A 25,696-nucleotide genomic window follows, 5' to 3' on the forward strand; every position below is an offset into this window, starting at 1 on the left:
GGCGCGTGCCCTTTCATTATACATGTCCCACTTTTTTGCGTCTTTCCTGCGCCGGGCCGGTCCGGGAGTGGAGGTTCCGTCCGAGATAGAACCCTCATTCGAACCCTCCACCCACGCGAAGAGGCAAATGTTCCGATGAATGCATCGCATGGTCGATGCGAGAGAATCAGTCACATCGTGTCAGAGGAGGAGGCGACGACATCTCGATTCCCAAATTGAAAAGCGGCCAACTCACCGCGCGTCTCTCGCAAATCCCGGCGCAGGTCTTCGGTCGCCACCTCGTCTACCTCCGTAGTACCAGGCTTAAAGACAACCCCATACGACTTGGCGGCCTTGTCTCGACTGACAAGCCCCCGGGCCACATCCGCACGAACGCGGTCTGGGTGGCGTTCGAGCGGATCGCCAAAACCACCACTGCCACCCGTCACAAACAGCACCTGATCGCCTTTATGAACCTCCACACCATCGAGTTTCGACGGCAAGTGTTCGACGGTTCCGTCGCTGCGAATAAGAATTTTATACGAGGATGTACCTGGCTCTCCTCCATTGATACCCCACGGTTGAAGTTTGGCCCGGTCATCGTGGATAGACACCAAACCATCGGCGAGACACGTATAGAGTTTCTCGTTGCAATTGCCACCGCGGTGAAGTCCCGCTCCTCCCGAGTCCATACCCGTTCGGTAGTACTCCACACGGAGCGGATAGTATGTCTCTAAGTACTCGGTAGGAATGTTGACGAAAGCAGGCCACCAAGAGTGACCATCCAAACCATCGCCAATCGGTCGGCCCGGCAACCCTCCGTACATGACTTCCATTAAGTGGTAGTCGCGACCGTCCGCATCCGTTCCAGAGTAGATGAAATACGGACTCGTACCGTAACCGGCAGCCGGACTATTTTCCGGAGTGTTCAGCGACAAAGCTCCACTCAACACGTCGAATAGGCGACTCAGCACATGCGTCCGACAACCGAGAGCAGCCGGGAAGTTGGGACGGAGCAGACTGCCTTCTGGGGTCGTGACGTGAAGTAAGTCGTAAAAACCATCATTGAACATGATGGCCGGGTCAAACACAGAAATGAGAAAGGCACCAATGAACATTTTGAACATGGCGTCGCTGAGGTAGTAGCTGATGGGGCCTTGTGCCTGCGGATCGGTTCCCGTCCAGTCAAAGAAAGCTTGGTCTCCCTCTCGCCAGATGCTGAGCTTCATCTTAAAGGGTCCATTGCCGAGCCCATCGTCATCCACGTAATCTTCGAAAGACACGGGTTGCTCCGGTAAAAACCCTTGAATCAACTGACGCATCATGCGATTGGTGCGCGCAAGGAGTTCATCAAGGGCCTCTTGGTAAGTGTCTGGACCAAATCGTGCGCACAATTCCACGACTCGCTTCTCGGCAGTGCGGCAAGCCGCAACAAGTGCCATCAGGTCGCTGTAATTTTCTAGAGGAGTCCGCGTGTTCGCTTGAATGATGCGCAGCACCGCGTCATTCAACTTGCCTCGCTCATAGAGTTTGACAGGGGGAAAGCGCACCCCTTCACCAAAAATGGAGGTTGCCGTCACGGGCAAACTGGCCGGCACAGGACCACCCACGTCCATCACATGTCCAAACATCGAAGCGTATCCGACCAGGCGTGAGCTAAAAAAGATTGGGATGATAATCATCCAGTCGTTGATATGCGAGATAGACCCACCACAACTGTACGGGTCACTTAGAAAAATGACATCGCCTTCGGCCACTCCCTCGGGAAAGTGCGCAATGACTTCCGGCACATGCGACCCAAAGTTGCCAACCACCATTTGACCGTGGACATCCGTAATCATCGGAAAACAGTCGTGTTGCTCCCGAATGACTGGAGACATCGCCGACCGAAACAGGGTCACATCCATTTCGTCTTTAATGTTTTTGAGCGCGTTCTCGACAATGTCCACCGTAATGGAATCCATCGCCATGCCAATCCCTCCCACACATATTGTCAACTCACTCCATCTGTAGCACTGTTGGCACTGTCTTCTCCTATTCCACGACGGTCGATACCGGGGTTATCACCAAGTTACTCAACACGTCCACCGTTGCCACAAACCCCGGAAGCACCAGTGTCGTACTGTCCTTCTGGATGACGATGGCAGGCCCCTCCACTTGGTTCCCAGGTACTAAGCGCGCCCTATCGTACAGTGGTGTACGCCGAAATTCTCCGTCGAAGTATGCTTCGTGCTCCGCATCCACCAGAGCGTGAGATGCATCCTCGTCCGACAGTGCAAGCATCGGCGCTACCGGAGATGTCACCTTTCCGACCGCCACAGCTCGCAAATTGACCACTTCGAGTTCCATGTCCATTTTGAATCCGTAGGTACGCTCGTGAATCTCGTCAAACATTTGCTTGAGCACGCCAAGCCCTTCTTGCTGTAACATATCAACCGAAACCTGCAGCGGAATTTCAAAGCCTTGCCGGAAGTAGCGTACATCCACCTCGTGTGTCACGGAGCGCAGAGCTTTGGCCACCTGCTCCGCCTCCAGCCATCGCTCTGCCTCTTCGGACAGCGCCTTCAACTCTGCAATGAACGTCTCGAGATGCATTTGGCTCTGCGTTTGAATAAAAGTACGAGAAAACTCATTTCGCACATCCGACTCCAAGAATCCGAGCGCGGAGAGCACTCCAGGAGTGGGCGGAATGACCACTGGGTACGATCCCGCTAGATTCGCGAGGGCATTTGCATGCAGCGGTCCCGCTCCGCCCAATGCCAGCAAAGCAAACTGACGTGGGTCGTACCCTTTCTCCACAGACACGACTCGCAGTGCTCCGTACATGTTCTCATTGACGATATCGTAGATGCCTTTGGCGGCACGGTACACGTCAATGCCGAGTTTTTCAGAAATGCGGAGTACAGAAGTCTTCGCCGCCTCAGGGTCCAACTTCATTTCTCCGCCGACGAGACTCGGCGGTAGATAGCCGAGTAGCACATTGGCATCCGTAACCGTCGGTTCCTCGCCTCCCCGGCCATAACATGCGGGGCCAGGCACAGCACCGGCACTTTGCGGCCCAACTCGAAGCGCTCCCGTCAGCGGTACATGCGCGAAGGAACCGCCCCCGGCCCCAATGCTCACCACCTCTAGGCTGGGTGATTTGACGGGAAACACGCCGACTTTCGTTTCCCTTGAAACGCGCGGCTGCCCGTCATACGTCAAAGCCACGTCCGTGGAAGTACCACCCATATCGAAAGAAATAACATTTCGAAATCCCGTTCTTGTGCCGATAGAAGCCGCCGCTGTGACCCCACCGGAGGGACCAGAGAGCATGGTGTGCACTGGCCTCTCGCTTGCTGCAGCTACGCTCATCAGCCCTCCGTCGGAGCGAACGATGCTCACCCGGCTGCCGAGTCCTTCGCTCTGCAAATGCGCTTCCACGTTCCGCAAATAGCGCTGCATCACCGGGCGGACGTATGCATTCATGACCGTCGTCAAAGTCCGTTCGTATTCTCGAAACTCCGGCAGAATCTCGTAAGAAATGGAGACCGGAATATTTGCGTCAATCTCGAACGCGATGCTTCGAATCCGCTGCTCATGTTGCGGGTTGGCATAAGAGTTCAAGAGGCTGACGGTCAAACTCTCTACTCCGGCGTCATACAATTCGGAAATTTGTTCACGCACCGACGCCTCGTCGAGCGCGACGTGAACTTCCCCGCGCGCCGTCATTCGTTCTTTTGCGCCCCTCGTGAGTTCCAAATCTGCCAGCGGATCAGGCTTCAAAAATGCTATCCACGCGGTGACGGGCGCTGGCGTCCACGAGCGCGCCACATGCAGAATTTGTTCGAATCCAGCCGTGGTGATGAGTCCCACTTTCGCACCTTTGCCTTCTAACACGGCATTCGTCGCCACGGTCATACCGTGCACGATGGTGCGGATGTCGGAGACGTTCACATGGGCTTCCGCACAAATCTTGAGAATGCCCGCCAGTAGCCCGCGAGACTGGTCTTCCGGTGTGGATGGCACTTTTGTAGCGACAATTTGACCACTCTGTTCATCTTGCAGTACGACATCCGTAAAAGTTCCGCCTACGTCCACCGCCAAACGATACATTCAAAAGTCCCTCCTCATGTCCCCATTCGATGTTTTCAATCCGTCTTCGTCTCTTTGTCGATAGACCTCCATGACCTGGACGGAGGACACGACATCTGCGTATTTTTGTGCTAGATCGAACAGATTGGCCGCATGAGCAGACGGCGTTCTGTCTCCTACGCAATCGCTCGCTACCACCACACGGTAGCCATATTGCAGGGCGTCCACTGCCGTGGCCCGAACGCATCCGGACGTTGTGCATCCTGTCACAAGGACAGTATCCACACGGGTGCGAGAGAGCATGGAAGCGAGGGGCGTTCCGAAGAATGCACTGGCAAATTTCTTCACCACCAGTGGCTCCGAGTCGGGACGCCGCTGAAGACGCTCATCTAACTGCGTCAGTGCGCTACCTTTGACCAACTGCTTCAAAGCCGGCACTTTCTCCAGAAAATATCCCCCATCCAAAAAATGTGACTCGTATTCAACCGTCGTGAAAAAAATGGGCCAGCCCCTCTCGCGTGCGAACTCGAGCAGACGCAGAGTAGCCTCAAGTTCAGACGCGTAGTCGCTCGATAAGTCAGACCCCGGTTGGGTAAACGCTCGGGTGAAGTCGACCACAACCACAGCTGGATGTTGACCATACCCAGAACTGCCTGCAAACCCAGGAGTGCCAGAAGTGTTATCAGACATGGGACGACTCCTCTCTTGGCGCCTCTCGTCCGTTGGCTCGCTCGGTAGGCCCTGCTCGCCACACGTATCCAGGAAGTTCGTGTTCCACTTTGGATGTCACCCATGACGCGAGGCTGAGCAATCGATCTAGGTCGATCCCGGTAGACACATCCATCTGCTCAAACATATGGACCACGTCTTCCGTGCACACATTGCCCACGGAGAGCGGAGCAAAGGGGCAACCCCCGAGACCGCCAAACGATGCGTCGAATCGACGTGCGCCAGCCACATAGCCAGCGTATACATTGGCCATACCAAGCCCTCTGGTATTATGAAAATGAAGGCCCGGCAACTGTCCAAATTTTTTTTGAAAGACGGTACATGCTCTCTCCACCTGAGCCGGATGTGCCATGCCTGTGGTATCGGCGAGAGTGACCCTGCTGACTCCAACTGCGAGCAAGCGTTCCGTCACATCCCAGACGGTATTAGTCTCTATCTCTCCCTCAAACGGACACCCAAAAGCAGTACCGAGAGTTGCCTCGACAGTCAGTCCTGAGGATACGGCTTCTCGCGCCAGAGGAAGTAGCTCGGCAAGAGCTTCGTCTCGTCCCTTGCCAGCATTTTTGCGCTGGAATGTGTCTGAGACGGCAACAACCACATTGACGGTATCCAACTGTGTAGCCAGGGCTCTCTGCAGCCCAGTCGCGTTCAGTACCAAACCGACGTACTCCACGCCGCTCCGGCGAACTAGGTTTTCCATGACCTCTTCCGCACCGGCCATCTGTGGCACGACTTTGGAACTCACAAACGACACTGCTTCCACGCTTTGAATTCCACAATCGGTCAGTTTGCGAATAAACTCTGCGCGGTCGACGGTCGTCCAGTGAAGTCGCTCATTTTGCAGCCCGTCTCGGGGCCCGACTTCCCTGATGAACACCTTCTCCAACGGTTTCACACCTCCCCACCTCGTCGCTCTACTTCCCGCTAAACAATGCCTTCCCGCTAAACAATGCCTTCCCGCTTCAACTCCTCTAGGAACGTCTCTGAGTAGCCGAGCAACTGACCATAAATTTCGTCATTGTGCGAACCCATGATGGTTGGACCAAGCCACTTGACTTCCCCCGGTGTTCGACTCAACTTTGGCACAATGCCGGGTAGTTTAAACGCTCCGAATTTCTCGTGCTGCATCGACAAAATCATGTCCCGCGCCAAGTAGTGAGGGTCTTCAAGAATATCCTTGGCGCTATAAATTTTCCCGGCTGGAACGCCGTACTGCTCGAGGGTCGACAGCACGTGTTCGCTCTCATGCTCTCTGGTCCACTCTTCAATGATTTGGTCCAATACTTCCATGTTCGCCCCGCGTGCACCATGAGTCGAAAATCGCTCATCCTCGGCCAATTCTGGCCTGTTCATGGCAGCAGCTAATCTGCGAAAGACGGTGTCCGCATTCGCTCCCATGACAATGTACTTTCCATCCTTCGTTGCGTAGATGTTCGCCGGTGCCACACCCGGCAGAACATTGCCTGTCCGTTCGCGAATGTATCCCGTCAAATCGTATTCGGGAACAAGACCCTCCATCAGTGCAAATACCGCTTCGTAAATGGCTGTGTCGACGACCTGGCCTCGCCCAGACCGATGCCGCTCCTCCAATGCAGTCAGGCACCCAATCGTCGAAAAGAGGGCTGCGAGTGAGTCGCCAATGCTGATGCCAACGCGAGTGGGGGGCCGGTCTGGATATCCAGTGACGTAGCGGATGCCCCCCATGGCTTCACCCACGCTACCAAAACCAGCCCGCTCGCTGTATGGCCCGGTCTGTCCAAATCCGCTGGTTCTCAGGAGAATGACGCGGGGATTCACCTCAGCCAAAGCATCGTATGACAGTCCCCACTTCTCAAGCGTTCCTGGCCTGAAATTTTCCAGGACGACGTCCGCGTGGCGAACCAAATCAAGGAAAACTTGTTGTCCCGCCGCTTCCCGCAAATTCAGAGTGACACATTTTTTATTGCGCGACTGAATGGGCCAGAGCAATCCGTCGCCATCCACTTGCTGCCCCCATCTGCGCATCGGATCTTCTCGGTCCGGAGGCTCAATTTTAATGACTTCCGCGCCAAAATCGGCAAGAAATCTCCCGGTGAGCGGGCCAGCAAGCAGGGTTCCTATCTCCAGAACCCGAATGTTCTCCAGTGCACCGGTCAAGGTCATCCTCCCTTTCTTGTCTCACGGTGCAAATTAGCCTTGATTGTATACAATCATATCATTATGCCTATTTTCAGAAAAGAGAACATAGCTACCGAATTTTAAAAAAGCCGGCATATCGAGAATTTATTGCACTGTTGTAAAAGAGGGAGCGTATCTTCGGGTTTCTTTTGTATACAATGAAGCAGATCTATACCGATAGGGGAATGCGTATGAATGCGTACGAACAGCTGAGAAGTGATATTTTATGCGGAAATTTAAAGCCTGGGGAAAGATTGCTCGAAGAACAACTCGCGCTTCGACTTCAAATGAGTCGAACGCCCATTCGCGAGGCTATCCGTCGTCTTACATCGGAAGGATTGCTCATCCATGCCCAAAATCGAGGGGTTACCGTCCGCACGTATCTACCAGACCACGTTCGCGATGCTTACAACCTGCGGGCGCAGGTCGAATCTTATGCCGCAGCATTGGCAGCCGGACAGGCGTGTCATGCCCCCGAAAGCCTCATGCGGCTTTCGGAAGCCAATAAAGAGTGCGAAGAGATGGCGGACCGAATACTGCATCAAAAGTCGGACGAAAACGTCTTGGCGATGGTCGAAGCCAATCGCAAGTTCCATCACCAGATGGCAACGCTGTCGGGCAATCAGTACATTTTGGAATTTTTACAGACCGTCATGGCCCTGCCTGTCACATACAACGGTTTTTATTGGTTTAGCGAAAATGAACTGCGAGAGTCCGTCCAGCAACACCGCATGCTGTTTCAAGCCATCAGCAACGGTGACGCGGAAGCCGCCCGCGCCATCATGGCTTCGCATATATATCACGGGCGGGACGGCGTGCTGCAACACATCGCCGACGCACCCTCCTCAACATCGTAATCCATCCGCAACAGGCGTGTGAAATCTCTCTAGAAATATAGGTTAAAGCTCGCCATCACGGCCACGATTGCACCAACGCCAATGCAATACCAGGCAAACGGTCGAAGCGCCTTGACTTCATGGGTACGAAAGTATCGCATCAAAAACGCCGTGGAGAGAAAGGCCACGATTCCAGCGAGCAGTCCACCCACCAAGCCTAGGTGAAGCATCTGTGTCGAGTGGCTCTTGAGTATTTTCGGAACTTCCAAAATGCCCGCGCCTGCAATGATGGGCGTAGCCAGCAGGAACGAAAAGCGCGCCGACTCTTCATAGGAAAGTCCCGTGCCGAGACCCGCGGTCATCGTGATGCCCGACCTGGAGAAGCCCGGGATGAGCGCAAATGCTTGCACCAGGCCGATAAAGAAGCTCTGCACATAAGAGATTTGGGGCACCTCTTTGGTCGTGCGACGGCGACGCAGACGGTCTGCTAAGAAAAGAACAAATCCGTTGACAATGAGGAAAAGCGAGGCCGACAGAGCGTTTGGGAAGAGCTCTTCAAATTTGTGCTGCAGTAATTTCCCGACAATCGCCGCAGGTATCGTGGCGACTACGATGAGCCCGAGAATGCGCCGCTCCCGTGGCTTCTTCAGCCACAGAGAGGAAATCAAGTCTACCCAGTCACGCCAGAAGTAAATCAAGAGCGCCAGTGCCGTACCCAGATGAAGCATCACGATGAACGGAAGAAACACTTTTGAGCCCGAAATGTGAGTCCAGTGAAACAGGTACGGCAAGATAACCGCGTGGCCCACGCTGCTGATGGGAAACAACTCAGTAATTCCTTGCACCAGCGCGTAGATGTAAATTTGCGAGGCGTGCATGAAGATAAGCTCATCCTTTCGATAGAAACCGCAGTGTGAGACAGTCCGTGTGGACAGACCGCTTGCCAGTGATTATAGCGAATGGAGGCAAGTTCTGTCGATTACGAGAATTTCCATGCTGTCAAAGCGAGCGACCCAAATTCGTCGAAGCGGACCATTTGCTGTGCGCGGCGCCCCCCGTCAGCACTACCCATCGCGAGCAGCAGTGGAATAAAATGCTCATTGCGCGGAACCGCCCGCTTCGCATGCGGTCCTCGGTCCTCGTAGTCAAAGAGCGACTCCATGTCCCATGCCGTAACTTTTTCTCCAAGCCAACTCTCCCACTCCTCAACCCATGGCGCCGATTGACCTTGCGGCATATCCCACGACAGCGCACGAAGATTATGCGTCGTTCCTCCGCTTCCAATAATCAGGATGCCATCGTTTCGCAGCGGTTCGAGAATTGTGCCGATAGCATACTGCGCGGCGTTGCTCAGATGCGGATTGACGGAGAGCTGAACCACAGGAATATCCGCCTCTGGGTACATTAAGCGAAGAACTGTCCAGGCACCGTGATCGAGCCCACGGGACGTCTGCGGAGCGGCTTCCACACCTGCGGTCCGAAACGCCTGCACAATCCGGTCTGCCAGTTGCACGTCGCCTTTCGCCGGATATTGAATGCGATATAACTCCTGAGGGAATCCGACAAAGTCGTACAGGGTTGTGTACGTTGAGACGCTGGACACAAGTTGTTTCTGCGATTCAAAGTGAGCCGTAAAAAGGACAATCGCTGTCGGTCGTGAAATCTCCTCAGACAGGCGATTCTGCAAAAAATCTGTGTATGGATTGTGTTCTAGGACTAAAGTCGGGGCGCCATGAGCGAGAAAAAGAGAGGGTTGCTTCATTAAATATAGTCACATCCTATTTTATAGTTTATTCGATTATATCACAGGACTTTGGTTTGTGGTATTCTGAGATAGCAAGCAAATTGACTTGAGGGGGAAACACCGTGACCAAAGTAGCTCCTTTTGCTGATGCCTGGCTACGCCATCGCCTCATCACATCCGACATACTGGACGGACTGACGGACGACCACGCCCTTGAATTTAAGCCGTGGGACGGGGCTATGTCTCTGCGTGAGTTGGTTGTACATATGCTGGTCGCAGCAGACATGTTCACGAGCACCATACAGAATGGAAGTTTTTCACGCCCCAATCCGGACGCATTGCCAAAACCGACCACTCTCGCGGAATTGCGCGCCGCGACGCACGATTTTACGAACCGCACGAAGGACCAGTTGGCCAGTATCTCTGATGAGACCTACGACAAGATGATTGACACCACTCAGGTCTTTGGGCAACCCCTGCCGGCGCACGCGTTGCTCGGCATTATGAAAGACCATGAAATTCACCACAAGGGTCAGCTGTTCGTTTACGGACGCATGCTTGGCATGGAGAAAATGCCACCCATCGTCCGCCGCACCATCTAAATATGCGTCCTTCTACAGTCAGCATGCCGGCGTGCCGAGTTAAACACCACTCGACACGTCGGTCAACTGCCTGCGTTCGCTGGCGACAGGCGCCACTCTGGCATAGCCAAGATAGGAAATCGCGCCAAACAGTACAAGTAGAGAGGCCACTCCAAAGGCAGGCACATGAGCCCCGATAGTGACGCTCAGCGATGCAAGAACGCGACCCATCCCCCACGTCATTGAGGTGACGGCCAGATACGAAGTTCGTCCCTCGAGCGGTGCCAAATCTCCCATGTACGATTGACGCACTGGCACAGCCAACACTTCTCCAAACGTCGCCACGGCCATTGCCAAAGCCAGAGCCAGCGGGGCTGAAAACACGCATTGAAGTGCAAACCCCAGAGCATTCAAACCAACCCCAAACAACAATGTGGTCTTATCCGGCAATTTTTGCGCCAATTTGACCGCGAAGGAAGCGAGCAGAACCACCAACACAGTGTTCTCAGTCTGTAAAAAACCGACCATGGAAATACCATCTACCGGCACAATCCACTTCAACAAGTGCAAGGCATACGGATGAACCGTATCGGCCAAATGAACACCGATGTAGTTTGGCAGTTCACTTTCCACCGTAGCCGCCAATGTACCCGCTAATAAATAGATCAAAAACGGTCTATCCATCGCAATGCGACGGTAACTTTGCCACAGGTTTAGCCGCGTCCCACCAACTCTCTTGCCGCGTTCCGTTGTCTTTGGAGGATGATACGTTTCCGCGATGAAGAAGTACGTGATAAACCACGTCCCTAGAACGACGATGGCCATGACTGCAAAGAGCAGAAAGCGGTCTACGTTGAAAAACAGAGCACCAATCGACGAACCGATAGCCATGGTTAAATTCATCATCCAATAGAAGAGGGAAAACACATAACGGCGACTATCTGAGTCTGTGACGTCGAGGATCATCGCATCATCCACTGGTCCGTAAATGCCCCAGCAAAGATTTCCGATTATATATGCCACAAAGGTAATGACCGCCGAGTGATACCACGGACTGTTGGCGACCGCCATGGCCAAATAGGTCAAAAAGAACGTCGCCTCCGCATAGAGGAGGATGCGTCTGCGTCCAATCCCATCGGCAACATATCCTCCATAAGCGCTGGAGAAAAGGGCTAAAATGAGTCCCGCAGCCAATAGAATGCCCGTCAGGCCAGCACCAAAATGCTTGGCAAAATAGATCGTCATGAAGGGCTGAGTGGTCGCTTGTGCAATGCCAAACGCAAAAAACACAAAGACCCGAATGCGAATGTTGCGATGCAATCTTCCGAATTGCATGATGGTCTCCCTTCCGAATTTGAGGCGTGAACCAACCGTACCATCCTGTTACCTTCCTGGTGGACCATGGCGGATTCCAGCCAAGGAGCCTACTCGCTCGTCGACCCCGAGTTGGTCATGCAAATTCGGCATGCCGGGCGCACCGCAAAAAGGCGCCACGGGGCGACTTGCCCGTGGCGCCTTCGCGTTCAGAGAATAGAACTAACCGCGAGGTATGGACAAGCCGATGGAAGACACACGGATGGAATGAAACAGAACATAGCCACGTGTGACTCTCATCGACTGCCCAACCTCCTAGTGAAGCAAAGTACGATCATCATAACACAGCAACAAATTCTTGGCAATCGGCTGTCACAACGAGGGAAGGTCGGCGCCATGATAGGGAAGCCAAGTTTGATTGTCTTGCCAAATGTAAAATGCCGAAGGAACGGGCTTAAATCCTACTGAAATCGGGGCCGAGTGGTCCGTCGGACCATGACCTGTACCTACATCCCACGCTTCTGCACCTCTCACCGCTTCATGGACGAATGCCTTCGCGGCACTCATCGCGTCCAAAACCGACGCACCACGAGCCAACATGGCTGTCAGCGCGGACGAAAACGTACAGCCAGTCCCGTGCGTCTTGTGCGTGTCCATTCTCTCGCCAGCAAAATAGGTGAATTGACCCTCTGCATAAAGCAGGTCCACGACCAGATTCGAGGTATTCTTCATCCACTCTCGCGGCATGTGACCGCCCTTGATAACCACAGCCCGCGGGCCGAGAGCGGCAATGTCGATGGCAGCGCGGTGGCAGTCTTCAAAATTGCGAATCGGATATCCGCACAGTGCTTCAGTCTCCATAACATTTGGGGTAATGACCATCGTCAAAGGCAAAAGCTCTTCCTTGAGGGTCGCCACGGACTCCTGACGAAGCAGAGGAGCCCCACCCTTCGCGACCATCACCGGATCGACCACAAGGTTTTCCACACAGATGTGCCGAAGAAAATCAGCGACCGTATGGATAATGCCAGCATTCGCGAGCATACCGGTTTTGACAGCGTCCACACCGAAATCGGTGTAGACAGACTCCAATTGCAGCCGAACAAAATCCGGATTCACTTCGTAAATTCCCTGTACTCCAATGGTATTTTGTGCAGTCAGCGACGTCAGCACCGACATTCCATACACCTGAAATTGATGCATGGTTTTCAAGTCCGCCTGAATTCCGGCACCCCCGCCACTGTCCGACCCAGCAATGGTGAGCGCCCGAACAACATGGCCCTGGTTGGTTCGAATCATGATATCGCCCAAACATTCGTGAAGCTCTTGACATACGAAACCAGACGCGTGTTTAATTCCTTCCTAAACCACATACAAAAAGCCTCCTTATCCATGTAGAGGCCTCCAGGGGGCAGGAAGTTCCGAACTCTCGAGGGAGTTCCCACAAACCTCCGCCACTTCCCTACGCTGGTATTATCCAGATCAGGTATAAGGGTCCAAGGAGAATCTCCTGTCTCAGCATCGTGCTCCCCTAGTGGCTCTATTGCGTTAGAGTCAATATATCACGAGTCATAAAATTGAGCACATAGCGGCCGCACATACAATAAAGCGCATTTTCGGAGAAGGGGAAAAGGAAACTTGACGGTATCACCATACACGTGATAGCCTCAAATCGTGATCACAATAGCCTGTAAGAATTTCAATGTTGGCCAATGCTGAATCCAAATAAAAAACCGATGCAATCAACCAAAGCAAGGTGTCGTTTGTTGGGTTTAGATTGGAAACCCGCCGTCCCTAATTTATTAGGTGCGGCTTTTTTGTTGAGGTGAGATATGCGCGCAGTCTTGCACGTCATCAGTGATAGAACTCGGCATCAGACACCGCTTCTCGAGGCACTTTTACTTGCAGCCGAAGGCGGCGCCGATGTGATTCAGATTCGAGAAAAGAAAGCCCCGGTGGCGGAGACCTACTCCTTCGTCATGGAGTTGTTGGGGCATCTCATGCACAGACAAAGTTCGCCTGCACTCTTTGTCAATGACCGCGTCGACGTTGCTTTGGCGGCAAATGTCTCAGGAGTCCATCTAGCAGCAAAATCTCTGCCTATTCATGTCGTCGACCAACTCAGGCGGCAGGCCAATTGGTATGGGTAAATTGGTTGCTCTGTACACAGCCTAGAGGAAGCTCTAGCCGCTGAGCAGTCCGGCGCAGACTATGTCACCTTCGGACACATCTATGCCAGCGAGTCTCATCCAGGGATACCCCCTCGCGGTCTGACTGCGCTCCGAAAAGTGGTTGAGGCACTGTCCATTCCAGTTATCGCCATCGGAGGGATTGACCGATTTAACCTTGCTTCTGTTCTGGATACGAACTGTAGCGGAGTGGCCGTGATTGGCTCTGTGCTGAACGCGACAAACCCTTTCGATGCAACCAGGACGTTGAAAGAACTCATCGATCATTCACGAGCAGTACCTAAGATTCCCTTTACGTGGAGTCGTCGCAGATTGGACCAACGAAATGGAGGAATTGTGCCATGACTGACGCGTTCGACGTGATTGTCATTGGTGGCGGCGTGATTGGTATGAGCAGTGCTTGGCGTCTCGCAGGGACAGGTCGACGGGTGCTGTTATTGGAGCGAGATCGTACTGGTGCGGAAGCGTCCAGTGCCGCCGCTGGCATGCTCGGGGCTCAATTGGAGACCTCCAGTCCAGGTCCATTTTTTCAATTGTGCTTGGAAAGTCGGTCTCTTTATCAGAACTACGTCGACGAGTTGCGTGAAGAAACGGGTGTCGATGCTCAGTTGAACCACAACGGAATTTACCAACTTGCACTCACGGAAACCGAAGCCCATGCTTTACAACGGCGCATGGAATGGCAAATCCAGGCCGGTGGGCGCGCCCAGTTTCTGAGTAGCCGCGAGGTATATGAGAGTGAACCGCTCGTCGCAAGAAACTTTGGAGCGTTATATCTGCCGGATGACGGCAACATTCATGCGCCCCTTCTCATCCGGGCACTGTCTCTGGCAGTAAAGAGAACATGCACGGTTTTGGAAGGTGCCGAAGCCATTTCCATCGTCACTCACAATTCGCTTGACTATACGGTCTCCACGCACAGTGAGAAATACGTGACTAGGACCGTTGTGGTGGCGACAGGCGCTTGGGCACCCCATTTACTACCATCTCTCACCGGGCGAATCCGACCTGTTAAAGGCCAACTTCTATCCATTCGTCCGCGCCGTGCGACGCTACAGCGCACCATCTTCCATCATCACACCTACCTAGTGCCAAAGCGAGACGGAACCATTGTTGTTGGAGCGACTGAGGACAAGGAAGCAGGCTTCAATCGCGACGTGCGCGCGGACGCCGTCCAATATCTCTTAGACTCCGCACAACAGGTGGCTCCCGGACTGTCCGATGCCGTCTTTGTGCGGAGTTGGATTGGACATCGGCCCGGGTCGGAAGATGCGCACCCATGGATTGGCGAACTCGCCGAGTCTCCTCAGCTTCATGTAGCGGTCGGCCATTTTCGAAACGGGATTCTGCTTGCCCCTGTAACAGCCAACATGCTGCTCGACTCCATTGAGCGTCGACCGTGGCCAGTTCATTGGCAGGCATTCCATCCAGCAAGAGTGTCTCATGAAGGCGAGGTGACTATCTGATGGACGTGAACGTCAACATCAATGGCAAAGCGAGATGGATTGACGCCAACACCACGGTCGAGCAACTCATCAAACAACTTGACCTGGCAAATGAACGAATTGCCGTCGAACACAACCGAATCATCCTGGAAGCAACACAATTCCCCAGCATCACTCTAAAGTCCGGGGACGCACTGGAAATCGTCCGCTTTGTCGGTGGAGGCTGATAAGGACTTGATTCCCTCCAATGCTCGACTGTATCAACATGCCATATAGTCTCATAGAGGAAAAAATGAACGATTATAGTAGGAGGAATCGCTCTTGGAGAAGTTGACGATTGCCGGTCGCAGTTTTCGGTCAAGACTGATGGTCGGTACAGGCAAGTACACCACGTTCCACGAAATGAAAGCAGCACTAGATGAGTCTGGAGCGGAGATTGTCACCGTCGCTGTTCGCCGTGTCAATCTCGAAGAACGTGAGGAGTCCTTACTGTCCTATGTGGATGTCCATCGATACTTTCTGTTGCCGAACACGGCTGGCTGCAAGACCGCAGACGAAGCCATTCGCACCGCTCACCTGGCGCGTGCTGCAGGGCTGTCCAACTGGGTGAAACTCGAAGTCATCCCGGACGACGGTACACTGCTGCCCGACCCCGTTGCAACCGTAGAAGCAGCAGAAGCGTTGGTCAAAGAAGGGTTCGTCGTCTTGCCGTACACGTCCGATGACCACCACGTAGCCCGACGCTTACTTGAAGTTGGCTGCGCCACCGTGATGCCATTTGGGTCTGCCATTGGCACCGGACAGGGCCTACCCCACCCAGAACGACTAAAACGGATTATTGATATGGTGGCAGGACGCGTCCCTGTCGTCATCGACGCTGGCATTGGTGCCCCATCCGATGCTGCATTGGCCATGGAACTCGGCGCAGATGCGGTACTCATCAACACTGCTATCGCAAAATCTGAGAATCCGATTCAAATGGCGAGAGCCATGGCGATGGGCGTAGAAGCAGGCCGCTTAGCCTATCTCGCAGGACGCATCCCGCGCGCCACAACTGCCTCTCCAAGCAGCCCTGCGACAGGTCTCATTGGTTCAACCCTCTAGGAGGATCGACGTTGTCATGGATTTGCGTTATCTCAACGCCTTTGTCAAAGTCTGCGATGCGAAGTCGTTCACGGTCGCTGCGCTGTCGCTTGGACTCACACAACCTGCAGTCAGCAAGCAAATCCGGCGCCTCGAGCAAGACCTTGGCGTACCGCTGTTCAACCGCGACGACAACGGTATCTCGCTGACCGATGCAGGCCGTGAGGCCTACCATACCGCGACTCAGATTCTGGCCGAATGGACAAAACTGACCCTCGCCTGCAAGCCCTACTTCGAAAGCCTGCAGGGCACGCTTTCTATCGGATCATCCACAACGCCAGCAAGACATCTTCTCCTGTCCCACCTACAGCAGTTTCATGCCGTTCACCCGCATGTCACGCTTCGAGTCCAAGTGGAAGACTCGCAGAGAACCCTTGACGCCTTGTTGCAAAGCGAAATTGATATCGCATTTGTGGGTATTGAACCTCATTCTGCCGATCTCGTTCGCACGCCGTTAGCCTCGGACCGTCTGGTTGTGGTGGCAAGCGCATCGTACAACCTCCATGACGACTGGCGATTGTCTCCATTCTTGTTGCGCGAAGACGGGTCCGGCACTGGAGCTGCCGCCAAACAGGCATTGGCCGACCTCGGTGTAGACACGGAACGATTGAATGTCGTGGCGCGGCTGAATTCGTCGACTTTGGTACTCGACTTCGTGGCCGCTGGTCTGGGATTGGCAGTGATATCTTCGTGGGAAGCTGCACAGGCGGTACGTCAGGGCCGCATCCAAGTGGTAGCCGACCTCAACTATCGCCGTGAGTTCCACGTGGTGACGCGGCGCGTGCCGAAGCAGACCGAGCTCACTGACGCCTTTCTCCATGCGATTGCACCGCATTCATCCGGGCCAGAAGAGCAGGATGAGGAATAAAAGCGTGAGAAACCGGGACAGTATCAGAGAGGGAGGTCACGTCTTATGAATCGTCATGACAGGATGGAGGAAAGCCGTCAAGACCAGAGCCCACTCAGGGACGCGCAAGGTGCCGTTCAGAATGCGCTGCATGCGGCAAAGCAGGCTGAGTCTCACCCATCAGACACGATGCTCAAACAGGCAGAACAATCCTTGCAGCACGCATACCACGGGCTGGACGGCGCGGCTCAGACAGACAATGAGAAAGCGCTCGCGGAGGCGCATGCGGCTTATCGCGAAGCGCAAGAGCATCTACAACAAGCGAACCAGCAGCAAAGCCGAAAAAATTGACGATGGCGCAGTGACTGCCGCATCTAAGCGGTCTTCACTGCGCCCTGTATATACCCCTTATACCCCACACACCCATCCGTCACTTCAGCAACGTCACTCTCCTTGTGGAGTACGTCTCATGACGCTGGCCAAGGAGGAACGTTTGCAACCGAATTGCCTTCATTATATTTGACCTTCATCCACTGTGCGTCTCAATTTTGTCTCAATCTTGTCTCTCAACTTCTTTCCGACTGAGAAAGAGAGGATTCTGTACACACAATCAGCATGTTCTGACCTAGAAGTTCGGCCTAGCAAAACGCCGTTGATAAAATTGCACGTCCACCTTACAGGTGCTATCGTTATCATTGTAGTCATAATGTCATCATTCCGCCATAATTTTCGGACAACCATCGGCCCCGCACACAGATGAAAGCGACAATGCCAGTTGTTTTCTGTGCATTTCATTCTTCGTCCTATGCGGCAGAGGAGGTAGAGCATGTCGCAATTCCCTGGAAGGGTGTTGTCTGAATCGACAGCACGGCGTTACCTAGACTCTGGAACCTGGTCGCAACAGACATGGCTCGACATCTTCGAACAGAACGTTTTGCAACACCCGGAACTTACGCACCGAGACGACGAACGGACGCTCACCCATCAAGCGTGGTGGGGCGCATCGGAGTCGGTGGCCGCCACTCTCGTCAAACTTGGGGTGAACAAGGGGGACCGTGTCGTCATTCAGTTCCCGAGCACACTCGATTATCTGATTGCGCTCTTCGCCATTGTCCGGATTGGAGCAGTGGCCGTTCTCCTGCAAACGGATTTGGGACCGGACATGACCCGTCAAAGCCTGTCCACATCCGGGGCGAAAGTCTGGATGTGTGTGTCCAATTATCGTGGTGAGCCGATTCTCGAACATGCGCTCAAAATGCGAGAGCATCTGCCAGAATTACAACACATCATCGTCCTCGGAGAGGCGAACATGGCCGACGGTACGGTACTGCACTTTGAAGAACTCCGTGATGGTGGCGTACAGTTGGACCCTGAAGAGTCACAGACGCGGCGCCCCACCCCGGTCGATCCGTTTGTCATGCTCTTCACAGCTGGCACCACGGGTCAGCCGCGCGGCATTGTCCATCTGCATGGCAACTCCGTGTATGCTGCCAACGCTTACTGCCAACGCTTTGGCCTCCAAGTTGGCGAAGCCACTTTGGACATGGCGCCCATCTACCACCTAACAGGAATGTTGGTAGGAGTACTCATGCCGATTGCTTCCGGCGGACGCATTGTTCTCCTCGAACGATTCGCCGCATCTCGCGCCCTCCGTCTGATTGAGAATGAGGCTCCGAGATACTTGGTAGGTGCACCCCCGCATTTGATTCATCTTGCCGAACATCCGCAGTTGACTGAAACGAATACATCCTCAGTGCGCATCTACTTCTACGCTGGTGCACCTGTCCCACCAGAAGTTCTGGCAAAGTTGCAATCGGACACTGGGTGGATTGTTGGCGGTCTGTTCGGCTGGAGCGAAGGCTTCCTTGCTTGCTCGACGGAACTCACGGATTCTCCAGACGCCATCAGCACGACCGTCGGCAGACCCATTCCCGGCACCGAGATTCGGTTGGTCGACGAAGCTGGCAATCCTCTCCCTGAAGACCCATCATCGGTCGGCGAGATGCTCTGCAAAAGCCCGAGTTTTGCAGCCGGATATTACGGCGATGCTTCATCGGCCAGTGAAAAATGGGATGCGGAAGGTTGGTTTCACTCGGGTGACTTGTTTTCCAAAGACGCCGAGGGACGCTACCGATTTCGTGGCAGGCGCGACAACATCATTAACCGCGGCGGCGCGAAAATTGACCCTCGAACGGTGGAAGACGCCTGCAATCGCCACCCGTGCATTGATCAGAGCGTGCTCGTGTCCGTCGCAGATTCTACTCTTGGACAGAGAACTGCGCTCGGAGTCCTTCCGGCGCCTCTGGCATCCGTGCCGTCTCGAGCCGAATTGATTCAATTTCTGACCGCAGAGGGTTTGGCCAAATTTCAGATGCCCGACGAAGTGGTCAGTCTATCCGACCGTGTGACTTCAGCCGACGGGCCCATCCCAATTTCCACGCTAAGAAAAATTCTGCATGACGTGATGCGCACGACGAGTGTGGACGACCGAACTGAAGCGAAAGGGGACCGCTAACCATGGAAACACTCCTAACTAGGGAATTAGAAGAAAAATATCAGCATATTTGGCCGAACAAAACCATCATCGACTACTTAAAAGACGCTTCTGCACGCTTTCCAGACAAAGTCGCCATCCGAGACCACCGCTCGGAATATACATTTGCCAATCTGGCGAAAACGGTCGACACAATGGCTATGGGACTGCAACAACTAGGCGTAGGCAAAGGCGATGTCGTGTCATTTCAACTTCCCAACTGGAACGAATTTGTGCTACTACATTTTGCGGTGACACGCATTGGCGCCATTAGCAATCCGCTTATCCCCATCTATCGAGACAAAGAGATAAGCTACATGGTGAAAATGGCTGACTCTAAGGTTTTCGTCATCCCCGACCAATTCGCTGGATTTGACTTTCCAGAGATGGTCGAGCGGCTGCGACCCAACTGGCCTCAACTGGAGCACGTCCTCGTGGTCGGCGAACGTATTCCACCAGGCATGAAGGCATTCACGACTTTGCTTGAAGTCGACGCAACAGAGGAGGAGCGCGCAGAGCTAGACCGGATCGAACTTCATCCAAACGACGTGACCGAACTCGTATTCACCTCCGGTACCACCGGAGATCCCAAGGGCGTCATGCATACGCACAACTCGCTTTGCGTGTCCACAGAGTATTTCATTGAACGACTGAACATCACGCCGGAAGATGTCGTCTTTATGGCGTCTACGTTCGCCCACCAGACGGGTTTCCTCTACGGCGCGCGCATTCAGGTCCATGCTGGTTGCACCGCCATTTATCAGGACATCTGGAACCCAGTCGAATTTATCCGCCATATCGAACAAGATGGCGTCTCCATCACCATGGCGGCCACTCCATATCTCTATGATGCCGTCCACGTGGAAGGCATTGAGAACCGTGACTTATCGTCCTTCCGCGTGTTTTGTACGGCCGGAGCACCCGTTCCGCCTGCACTGGTTCGCGAAGCCGCAGAGAAACTGCCGTGCCGTATCTTGGCAGGCTGGGGACAGTCCGAAAATGGTTTGGTGACATTGACGTTCCTCGACGACAGTGTGGAGAAGCTGACAGAGACTTCCGGAGCTCCCTGCAAGGGGATGGAATTGCTCGTAGTTCACCCAGATGGCACAGAGTGTCCAGCCGGGGTGGAAGGCGATTTGTGGTGCCGCGGTCCGGCGATGTTTGTAGGTTATCTTAAGCGGCTTGACTACACACGCGAGCAGCATGTCGGAGATTGGTTTAAGACGGGCGATCGCGCTGTTATGGACGAGGATGGCTACATCCGTCTCGCCGGGCGCAGCAGCGACATCATCCGCCACCAAGGTCGAGAGGTTCCGGTGACACTCCTCGAGAACTTGCTCCACGAACATCCCGACATTGCCGTCGCGCAAGTAGTCGCCATGCCGGGGCGGGACGAGAGCGAAGGAGAACGTGCTTGTGCCTTCGTCAGCCAGAAAGCTGGCACAACACCATTCACCATCGACAAAATGCGAGAGTTCTTGCGCGGTCGCGGTGTTTCTCAACAAGACTGGCCAGAACGGTTGGAGGTTGTCACCGACTTCCCGCGCACCCCGAGCGGCAAAGTCCAAAAATACGTCCTCCGCGAGAGACTGCAACAGGAATTCAAGTCGAGCGCAACACATCCACACGCTTGACCGAAATATGCGGTCACGTCGGTCCCGTCAAACCACTGAAACCGCCCGCAGCGACCGTTCGCTGCGGGCGGTTTATCTCAATTTCATATGGATAATCAATGGATTATTGCTCTTTTCCCCATATCAAAACACCATTCTGACCGCCAAATCCAAACGAGTTACTCAGTCCTGTGCGAATCGCCGCGGCCCGGCTACAATTTTGCACAACATCAGGCGGAGCCAGTTCGTCCTTGTTATCACAGTTGAGCGTCGATGGAATCCACCCCGTCTCAATCGACTTCACAGTCGCGAGACTTTCAATGGCACCAGCCGTTCCTAGCATGTGTCCGACCGCCCCTTTAATAGAACTGACGGGAATGTGGTCCAGATGTGCCCCGAACACTGCCCGCAATGCGTGCGATTCTGCCCTGTCTCCTGCCGCCGTTGCCGTCGCGTGAGCATTGACGTAGTCAACGTCGTCCGCCTCCATTCCTGCGGCTCGCAAGGCTCGTTGCATGGCGAGGCGGGCACCCGCACCCTCCGGATGAGGAGCGGTCTCATGGTACGCATCATTAGAGGCACCGTAACCGAGAAACTCTGCGTAAATATGCGCCCCTCGTGCACGCGCATGGTCAAGCCGCTCCAGCACTAAAAATGCGGCTCCTTCGCCCATCACCATACCTTTGCGGTCGACATCAAACGGTCGCGACCAGCGCGAGACATCCTCTGGTCCTTCGACCGCAAGGGCTCCAGCACTGCGCAAACCGGCCATGATGGACGGCGAGAAGAGACATTCTGAGCCACCGGCCAAGACCATCTTGACCTCGTCACGCTCCAGCCAGTACGCCGCTTCTCCAATGGAATTGGCAGACGACGCACATGCAGTGGAATACGTCAGCACCGAACCGCGAATGCCGTACTTCATAGCCACGGCCGCGGCGCCCGCATTGGGAATCGATTTAGAGACAAGCCTTGGGCTGAGTCGCGCAGCAGCATTCTGTGCGAGTTTCGCACTCCCCGCTTCTAATGTCTGTACTCCTCCAAACGCACAACCCATGGCAATACCCACATCGTCTCCGTCCACTCCGTGAAGCGCTCCTCCTTCCTCAAGGAAGTTTGCATCAGCGAGTGCTTCTGCGGCAGCTACCAGTGCGAGCTGGGTAAAGCGATCCGTATCGTTGATCACCTTTTTCGTCAGCCAATCAGCAGGATTGAACCCATTTGCAGCGGCAACAACCGGAGCAAAAGAGCGCAGGGTCGAGTTCTCGGTCGCGCTTACCGCAGACTCGTTTCGCAGGAGTCTGTTCCAAAACGTCGATACACCGACTCCGAGCGGACTGACAGTGCCAAGACCAGTAACAGCGATTCTAACCCGGGAATTCATGTGGTCGCCTCTCTTTATCTGCCTCTGCAAGGACTGCAGGACGGAAACTGGATAAAAACATTTCTGGACATACTCCAGCAACCTTTTCTCATGGTATCAAAAGGTTGGTTTGTTGAACAGAATGTGAACACTTTCAGAGTTGCTTTTCGACTCCGAACACGGCAAGATATAAGGGTATTCACTCGTCTTTGGAGGATCGGTCATGCACCACTTTTGGTGGCTCTTGCACATTCTTGGAATTTGCTTTTGGCTCGGCGGCACGGCCACTGTGGCACTGGCATGGTCGCGCGCCCAAAAGGCGGTCACCACCCCCAAAGGTGCCGATTCCCGCAGCACTCGTCTCAGTTCCGCCAACGAGTTGCCTCTCCTTATTCGTCTCGCTAATCAGAGCGGACATTTGGGCGCGGGATTGACAGCCATCACTGGAACAGTGTTGTCCTTCTTAGTGGAACCGAAAATCAAGTTGGCCTATGTATGGCTGACATACATGCAAGGTATGGGTGTGGTTGTGTTTGTGTTCTCTGTCTTCGTATTGACGAGACGGGGGAAACAACTGATGCAACACTTGACAACAGAGACAGCGTCCGTCGAAGAGACAGCTCGACTCGCCACGATTTATCACCGCTGGTTGTGGACCATCGTGCTCCTGCTGCTTTCCATTCTCGTCTTTGCTGCCTTCAAACCGCGCTAGTTAAGCTGAACCTTTCCCAGCGAATTAGGTCCACGTCTGCGCCAATCTTTCGCTTCTCAGTCTTTGGTGAGCCGTACGAACATCGTCTATGGCCACATCCATCTCATGGATACTCAGCCAATCTGGAAAGGAGTTGACGGAATGACGCACTTTTCCGGTGCGACTCCAAAGCGCCTTTCCCACGACCATGGTCATCATCACGACCATAGCGGTGTCTTTCATACCCACGCTCCCGAAGGACAGATGAAGCGCGCATTTTTTTGGACTGTGATAATCCTCATAGTGGAAGTCTGCGGCGGACTGATTTCTCACAGTCTGGCTCTGCTTTCTGACGCTGGCCACGTTCTCACAGACCTGTTCGCCTTAGGCCTGTCCTGGTACGCGCTAACTCAGGCGAAGAAGCCCGCAACCGAACGGATGACCTACGGCTATCATCGCTCTGGAATTCTCGCCGCACTCATCAATGGCATGACTTTGCTCGTCATCACCGTCATCATCCTGGTAGAGGCTTATCAACGATTTCTGCATCCAACGCCCATCCAGCCATACTGGATGATTGGCCCCGCCGCCATTGGCCTCGGTATCAATTTGTACTTGGGGTTTGGCATGAAGGGTCACGACAACCTCAATGTAAGGAGCGCCGTACTGCACATGCTCGGAGATGCAGCAGCATCCGCCGGTGTCATCGTGGCCGCTCTGCTCATCGCTATCACTCATCGTGATTTTTTCGATCCGCTACTGAGTGTCCTGATTGCACTGTTGATTGCGTTTGGTGCCTGGCGGATTGTCGGACAAACGGTGTCCATCTTGATGGAAGGTACTCCGAGAGGGATTGAAACCGACGCAGTCGTCACCGCCCTCCGACACATTCCGAGCGTGGAGGACGTTCACGATGTCCACATTTGGAGCATCACGAGCGGCCGGAATGCGCTGTCTTGCCACGTGGTACTGGACGGGTCCCTGACGATTGCCGAAAGTCAAAGCATTCTCCGCACTATGGAGCATGAACTCGAACATTTTGGAATCCAGCACGTCACCATTCAAACTGAGGACGGAAGTCATCCGCACGAAGCGACCGTCCTCTGCGCTGAAGCCACAGAACGCTCTCACGGACATGGCTAGAGAGAAGAGCAACGTCCGCGTGCGAAGCGCAAAGTTTGCTCAAAAAAAGATGTTTTTATCTGTAACATTTTGTTGGTCTGTATCGTCTCATCTGTGAAACGCTCGCCATGAGCCGAATGGCCGAGAACATGACGCGCCGGATTGCACAAGAGGACAGGATGGTGAGAGAGATGAAGCGATGGCATCAGTGGGGACTTGCAGTCGTCGGCCTTGGAGTCGGCACTCTGGTGCTCACACTGAATTGGTCACCGAGACTGACCGAAGTGACGGTTCAACAAGCCTCAGCGGAAAGTTTGCAACTGGTTCCGAAGTCTGTTGAGTGGTTTGCCGACAAAGGGGTTCACTTAGCTTTCAACGAACCCGTCCAAAGCATTTCGTGGCAATACGACGGTACGAAGTACCACGCCAATTTTCCCAACCCAGAAACATCCATGTGGCTACCCGTTCCACTCAAGCAGGGCAGCGCAGCTTCTTTGAATGTGCAAACCGTGGTCACCTCCACCGGCACCACCTTAGACATGAACAAAGAACTGCAAGCGACGCTTCCCACACCGTTGACCGTCACCACCAGCCCTGGCCCATGGCAGATGAACGTCACTCGCAGCGGCCCCTGGACACTTCGCTTTAGTGCGCCAGTCAGAGACCGCGAAGCCATTGACCATGAAGTACAGTTTCAACCGGCAGTTTCTGGAACGTGGCAATGGATTGGCCGCACCATTGCAGAGTTTTTTCCCAGCCAGCGCGTGCGACCCACCGTGCTCGAGAGAATGACCCTTCTCGGAGGCCCGGAAGGACCTCAAGGAGTAGCAGGACAATTTTTAACACAAAAATCGATTGTGCGCCCTTTTTATACGGCAAGTAATCAAAAAATTGTCGTTCGCGAAGGAGACCCAGAGACATTGACGCTGTATCGCGATGGAAAACCCATCTTGGTCAGCAAGTGCAATACGGGAGTCGACCATGCGACTCCACTCGGTCACTTCTATGTTCGCAACAAATTTCTTTGGGTCAATATGATTGGTACCAATCCCAATGGAACGCATTACAACGTACCGCATGTGCCATGGGTCATGCCCATTGACGGGAACATCGCCATCCACGGCTATCCTCGTGCGGCTTACGGATTTCCTCAGAGTGCAGGTTGCGTAGAGCTCCCCATTCCTGTGGCTAAAAAACTTTGGCACATGATTCACGTTGGCACCCCAGTCACCATTAAAGTCTGAGAGAAAGTCTGAGAGAAAGTCTGAGAGTGAGCGGAGGTCTCGATACCTCCTCTGCTCCCTCCATGGCACATCATGTCGAATTTCGCAAGATT

The 25,696-nt window shown here is 54.0% G+C and carries 22 protein-coding genes, 1 pseudogene and 1 riboswitch; of the genes and pseudogenes, 13 read left to right on the forward strand and 10 right to left on the reverse strand.

Annotation, left to right across the window (positions count from 1 at the left end):
* Positions 1 to 170 precede the first annotated feature (170 nt).
* From M4I36_RS15140 to M4I36_RS15160, 5 genes are all read right to left on the reverse strand, one after another.
* Positions 171 to 1,949: a hydantoinase B/oxoprolinase family protein gene (locus tag M4I36_RS15140; protein WP_258112595.1), complete on the reverse strand. Its 1,779-nt coding sequence runs from the start codon at positions 1,947 to 1,949 to the stop codon at positions 171 to 173.
* Positions 1,950 to 2,013: 64 nt separating this feature from the next.
* Positions 2,014 to 4,074, reverse strand: a complete 2,061-nt coding sequence (locus M4I36_RS15145) for a hydantoinase/oxoprolinase family protein (protein WP_258112596.1) — start codon at positions 4,072 to 4,074, stop codon at positions 2,014 to 2,016.
* Positions 4,075 to 4,743 (reverse strand): isochorismatase family protein, encoded by a 669-nt coding sequence (locus M4I36_RS15150; RefSeq protein ID WP_258112597.1) that lies wholly within the window; start codon positions 4,741 to 4,743, stop codon positions 4,075 to 4,077.
* A complete protein-coding gene (locus tag M4I36_RS15155; RefSeq protein ID WP_258112598.1) occupies positions 4,736 to 5,677 on the reverse strand; it encodes a hydroxymethylglutaryl-CoA lyase in 942 nt (313 codons plus the stop codon). The genes M4I36_RS15150 and M4I36_RS15155 overlap by 8 nt, the downstream gene beginning before the upstream one ends.
* A 47-nt stretch (positions 5,678 to 5,724) precedes the next feature.
* The gene (locus tag M4I36_RS15160) at positions 5,725 to 6,924 is read right to left on the reverse strand and encodes a CaiB/BaiF CoA transferase family protein (RefSeq protein ID WP_258112599.1); all 1,200 of its coding nucleotides are present in this window, start codon (positions 6,922 to 6,924) and stop codon (positions 5,725 to 5,727) included.
* A 206-nt stretch (positions 6,925 to 7,130) separates the two neighbouring features.
* Here M4I36_RS15160 and M4I36_RS15165 point away from each other — a divergent pair, with 206 nt between their 5' ends.
* Positions 7,131 to 7,796 carry a GntR family transcriptional regulator gene (locus tag M4I36_RS15165; protein ID WP_258112600.1) on the forward strand — a complete coding sequence of 222 codons (666 nt, stop codon included), beginning with the start codon at positions 7,131 to 7,133 and terminating at the stop codon, positions 7,794 to 7,796.
* 29 nt (positions 7,797 to 7,825) lie between these two features.
* On the opposite strand, the gene M4I36_RS15170 is transcribed toward M4I36_RS15165, so the two are convergent.
* Together M4I36_RS15170 and M4I36_RS15175 are read right to left on the reverse strand one after the other, a co-directional pair.
* Complete coding sequence (locus tag M4I36_RS15170) at positions 7,826 to 8,653, reverse strand: undecaprenyl-diphosphate phosphatase (protein ID WP_258112601.1); 828 nt, start codon at positions 8,651 to 8,653, stop codon at positions 7,826 to 7,828.
* Positions 8,654 to 8,754: 101 nt separating this feature from the next.
* Entirely contained in the window at positions 8,755 to 9,537 is a 783-nt protein-coding gene (locus tag M4I36_RS15175; protein WP_258112602.1) for a dioxygenase family protein, read from the reverse strand.
* A 104-nt stretch (positions 9,538 to 9,641) separates the two neighbouring features.
* Between M4I36_RS15175 and M4I36_RS15180 the strand changes: the two genes are divergently transcribed.
* Positions 9,642 to 10,121, forward strand: coding sequence for a DinB family protein (locus M4I36_RS15180; protein WP_258112603.1), 480 nt, complete (start codon positions 9,642 to 9,644; stop codon positions 10,119 to 10,121).
* A gap of 39 nt (positions 10,122 to 10,160) precedes the next feature.
* Here M4I36_RS15180 and M4I36_RS15185 read toward each other — a convergent pair whose 3' ends face one another.
* Both M4I36_RS15185 and thiD read right to left on the reverse strand, forming a co-directional pair.
* Positions 10,161 to 11,435, reverse strand: a complete 1,275-nt coding sequence (locus M4I36_RS15185) for an MFS transporter (RefSeq protein ID WP_258112604.1) — start codon at positions 11,433 to 11,435, stop codon at positions 10,161 to 10,163.
* Between the two features lie 351 nt (positions 11,436 to 11,786).
* A complete protein-coding gene (thiD, locus tag M4I36_RS15190; RefSeq protein WP_258112652.1) occupies positions 11,787 to 12,713 on the reverse strand; it encodes a bifunctional hydroxymethylpyrimidine kinase/phosphomethylpyrimidine kinase in 927 nt (308 codons plus the stop codon).
* 143 nt (positions 12,714 to 12,856) lie between these two features.
* Positions 12,857 to 12,957, reverse strand: a riboswitch (TPP riboswitch).
* Positions 12,958 to 13,246: 289 nt separating this feature from the next.
* Between thiD and M4I36_RS15195 the strand changes: the two are divergent.
* The 8 genes and pseudogenes from M4I36_RS15195 (at position 13,247) to M4I36_RS15230 (ending at position 21,205) form a co-directional block, all read left to right on the forward strand.
* A pseudogene (locus M4I36_RS15195) lies at positions 13,247 to 13,948 on the forward strand (thiamine phosphate synthase).
* Positions 13,945 to 15,069 carry a glycine oxidase ThiO gene (gene thiO, locus M4I36_RS15200; RefSeq protein ID WP_258112605.1) on the forward strand — a complete coding sequence of 375 codons (1,125 nt, stop codon included), beginning with the start codon at positions 13,945 to 13,947 and terminating at the stop codon, positions 15,067 to 15,069. The pseudogene M4I36_RS15195 and the gene thiO overlap by 4 nt, the downstream one beginning before the upstream one ends.
* On the forward strand, positions 15,069 to 15,275 hold the full coding sequence (gene thiS, locus M4I36_RS15205; protein ID WP_258112606.1) for a sulfur carrier protein ThiS: 207 nt from the start codon (positions 15,069 to 15,071) through the stop codon (positions 15,273 to 15,275). The genes thiO and thiS overlap by 1 nt, the downstream gene beginning before the upstream one ends.
* 94 nt (positions 15,276 to 15,369) lie before the next feature.
* Positions 15,370 to 16,152, forward strand: a complete 783-nt coding sequence (locus M4I36_RS15210; protein ID WP_258112607.1) for a thiazole synthase — start codon at positions 15,370 to 15,372, stop codon at positions 16,150 to 16,152.
* Positions 16,153 to 16,168: 16 nt separating this feature from the next.
* Positions 16,169 to 17,059, forward strand: coding sequence for a LysR family transcriptional regulator (locus M4I36_RS15215; RefSeq protein WP_258112608.1), 891 nt, complete (start codon positions 16,169 to 16,171; stop codon positions 17,057 to 17,059).
* A gap of 45 nt (positions 17,060 to 17,104) precedes the next feature.
* Positions 17,105 to 17,389: a hypothetical protein gene (locus M4I36_RS15220; RefSeq protein WP_258112609.1), complete on the forward strand. Its 285-nt coding sequence runs from the start codon at positions 17,105 to 17,107 to the stop codon at positions 17,387 to 17,389.
* 475 nt (positions 17,390 to 17,864) lie between these two features.
* On the forward strand, positions 17,865 to 19,553 hold the full coding sequence (locus tag M4I36_RS15225; RefSeq protein WP_258112610.1) for a class I adenylate-forming enzyme family protein: 1,689 nt from the start codon (positions 17,865 to 17,867) through the stop codon (positions 19,551 to 19,553).
* Between the two features lie 2 nt (positions 19,554 to 19,555).
* Positions 19,556 to 21,205: an AMP-binding protein gene (locus M4I36_RS15230; RefSeq protein WP_258112611.1), complete on the forward strand. Its 1,650-nt coding sequence runs from the start codon at positions 19,556 to 19,558 to the stop codon at positions 21,203 to 21,205.
* Positions 21,206 to 21,308: 103 nt separating this feature from the next.
* Here the strand turns inward: M4I36_RS15230 and M4I36_RS15235 are convergent, their stop codons facing one another.
* Positions 21,309 to 22,568 (reverse strand): beta-ketoacyl-[acyl-carrier-protein] synthase family protein, encoded by a 1,260-nt coding sequence (locus M4I36_RS15235; RefSeq protein WP_258112612.1) that lies wholly within the window; start codon positions 22,566 to 22,568, stop codon positions 21,309 to 21,311.
* A gap of 202 nt (positions 22,569 to 22,770) precedes the next feature.
* Here M4I36_RS15235 and M4I36_RS15240 point away from each other — a divergent pair, with 202 nt between their 5' ends.
* The 3 genes from M4I36_RS15240 to M4I36_RS15250 all read left to right on the forward strand — a co-directional run bounded on the left by M4I36_RS15240 (position 22,771) and on the right by M4I36_RS15250 (position 25,604).
* Positions 22,771 to 23,259 (forward strand): hypothetical protein, encoded by a 489-nt coding sequence (locus M4I36_RS15240; RefSeq protein WP_258112613.1) that lies wholly within the window; start codon positions 22,771 to 22,773, stop codon positions 23,257 to 23,259.
* Positions 23,260 to 23,400: 141 nt separating this feature from the next.
* Positions 23,401 to 24,381 (forward strand): cation diffusion facilitator family transporter, encoded by a 981-nt coding sequence (locus M4I36_RS15245; RefSeq protein WP_258112614.1) that lies wholly within the window; start codon positions 23,401 to 23,403, stop codon positions 24,379 to 24,381.
* 170 nt (positions 24,382 to 24,551) lie between these two features.
* Positions 24,552 to 25,604 carry a L,D-transpeptidase gene (locus M4I36_RS15250; protein ID WP_258112615.1) on the forward strand — a complete coding sequence of 351 codons (1,053 nt, stop codon included), beginning with the start codon at positions 24,552 to 24,554 and terminating at the stop codon, positions 25,602 to 25,604.
* Positions 25,605 to 25,696: the final 92 nt, after the last annotated feature.

The sequence above is a fragment of the Alicyclobacillus sp. SP_1 genome (assembly GCF_024706985.1).
Classification (GTDB): domain Bacteria; phylum Bacillota; class Bacilli; order Alicyclobacillales; family Alicyclobacillaceae; genus Alicyclobacillus_I.

What these genes read in the sequence shown, in the direction of transcription:
- M4I36_RS15140 (WP_258112595.1), bottom strand. Translation starts at nt 1,949, where the DNA reads ATGGCGATGGATTCCATTACGGTGGACATTGTCGAGAACGCGCTCAAA.
- M4I36_RS15145 (WP_258112596.1), bottom strand. Translation starts at nt 4,074, where the DNA reads ATGTATCGTTTGGCGGTGGACGTAGGCGGAACTTTTACGGATGTCGTA.
- M4I36_RS15150 (WP_258112597.1), bottom strand. Translation starts at nt 4,743, where the DNA reads ATGTCTGATAACACTTCTGGCACTCCTGGGTTTGCAGGCAGTTCTGGG.
- M4I36_RS15160 (WP_258112599.1), bottom strand. Translation starts at nt 6,924, where the DNA reads ATGACCTTGACCGGTGCACTGGAGAACATTCGGGTTCTGGAGATAGGA.
- M4I36_RS15165 (WP_258112600.1), top strand. Translation starts at nt 7,131, where the DNA reads ATGAATGCGTACGAACAGCTGAGAAGTGATATTTTATGCGGAAATTTA.
- M4I36_RS15170 (WP_258112601.1), bottom strand. Translation starts at nt 8,653, where the DNA reads ATGCACGCCTCGCAAATTTACATCTACGCGCTGGTGCAAGGAATTACT.
- M4I36_RS15175 (WP_258112602.1), bottom strand. Translation starts at nt 9,537, where the DNA reads ATGAAGCAACCCTCTCTTTTTCTCGCTCATGGCGCCCCGACTTTAGTC.
- M4I36_RS15185 (WP_258112604.1), bottom strand. Translation starts at nt 11,435, where the DNA reads ATGCAATTCGGAAGATTGCATCGCAACATTCGCATTCGGGTCTTTGTG.
- thiD (WP_258112652.1), bottom strand. Translation starts at nt 12,713, where the DNA reads ATGATTCGAACCAACCAGGGCCATGTTGTTCGGGCGCTCACCATTGCT.
- thiO (WP_258112605.1), top strand. Translation starts at nt 13,945, where the DNA reads ATGACTGACGCGTTCGACGTGATTGTCATTGGTGGCGGCGTGATTGGT.
- thiS (WP_258112606.1), top strand. Translation starts at nt 15,069, where the DNA reads ATGGACGTGAACGTCAACATCAATGGCAAAGCGAGATGGATTGACGCC.
- M4I36_RS15215 (WP_258112608.1), top strand. Translation starts at nt 16,169, where the DNA reads ATGGATTTGCGTTATCTCAACGCCTTTGTCAAAGTCTGCGATGCGAAG.
- M4I36_RS15220 (WP_258112609.1), top strand. Translation starts at nt 17,105, where the DNA reads ATGAATCGTCATGACAGGATGGAGGAAAGCCGTCAAGACCAGAGCCCA.
- M4I36_RS15225 (WP_258112610.1), top strand. Translation starts at nt 17,865, where the DNA reads ATGTCGCAATTCCCTGGAAGGGTGTTGTCTGAATCGACAGCACGGCGT.
- M4I36_RS15230 (WP_258112611.1), top strand. Translation starts at nt 19,556, where the DNA reads ATGGAAACACTCCTAACTAGGGAATTAGAAGAAAAATATCAGCATATT.
- M4I36_RS15235 (WP_258112612.1), bottom strand. Translation starts at nt 22,568, where the DNA reads ATGAATTCCCGGGTTAGAATCGCTGTTACTGGTCTTGGCACTGTCAGT.
- M4I36_RS15240 (WP_258112613.1), top strand. Translation starts at nt 22,771, where the DNA reads ATGCACCACTTTTGGTGGCTCTTGCACATTCTTGGAATTTGCTTTTGG.
- M4I36_RS15245 (WP_258112614.1), top strand. Translation starts at nt 23,401, where the DNA reads ATGACGCACTTTTCCGGTGCGACTCCAAAGCGCCTTTCCCACGACCAT.
- M4I36_RS15250 (WP_258112615.1), top strand. Translation starts at nt 24,552, where the DNA reads ATGAAGCGATGGCATCAGTGGGGACTTGCAGTCGTCGGCCTTGGAGTC.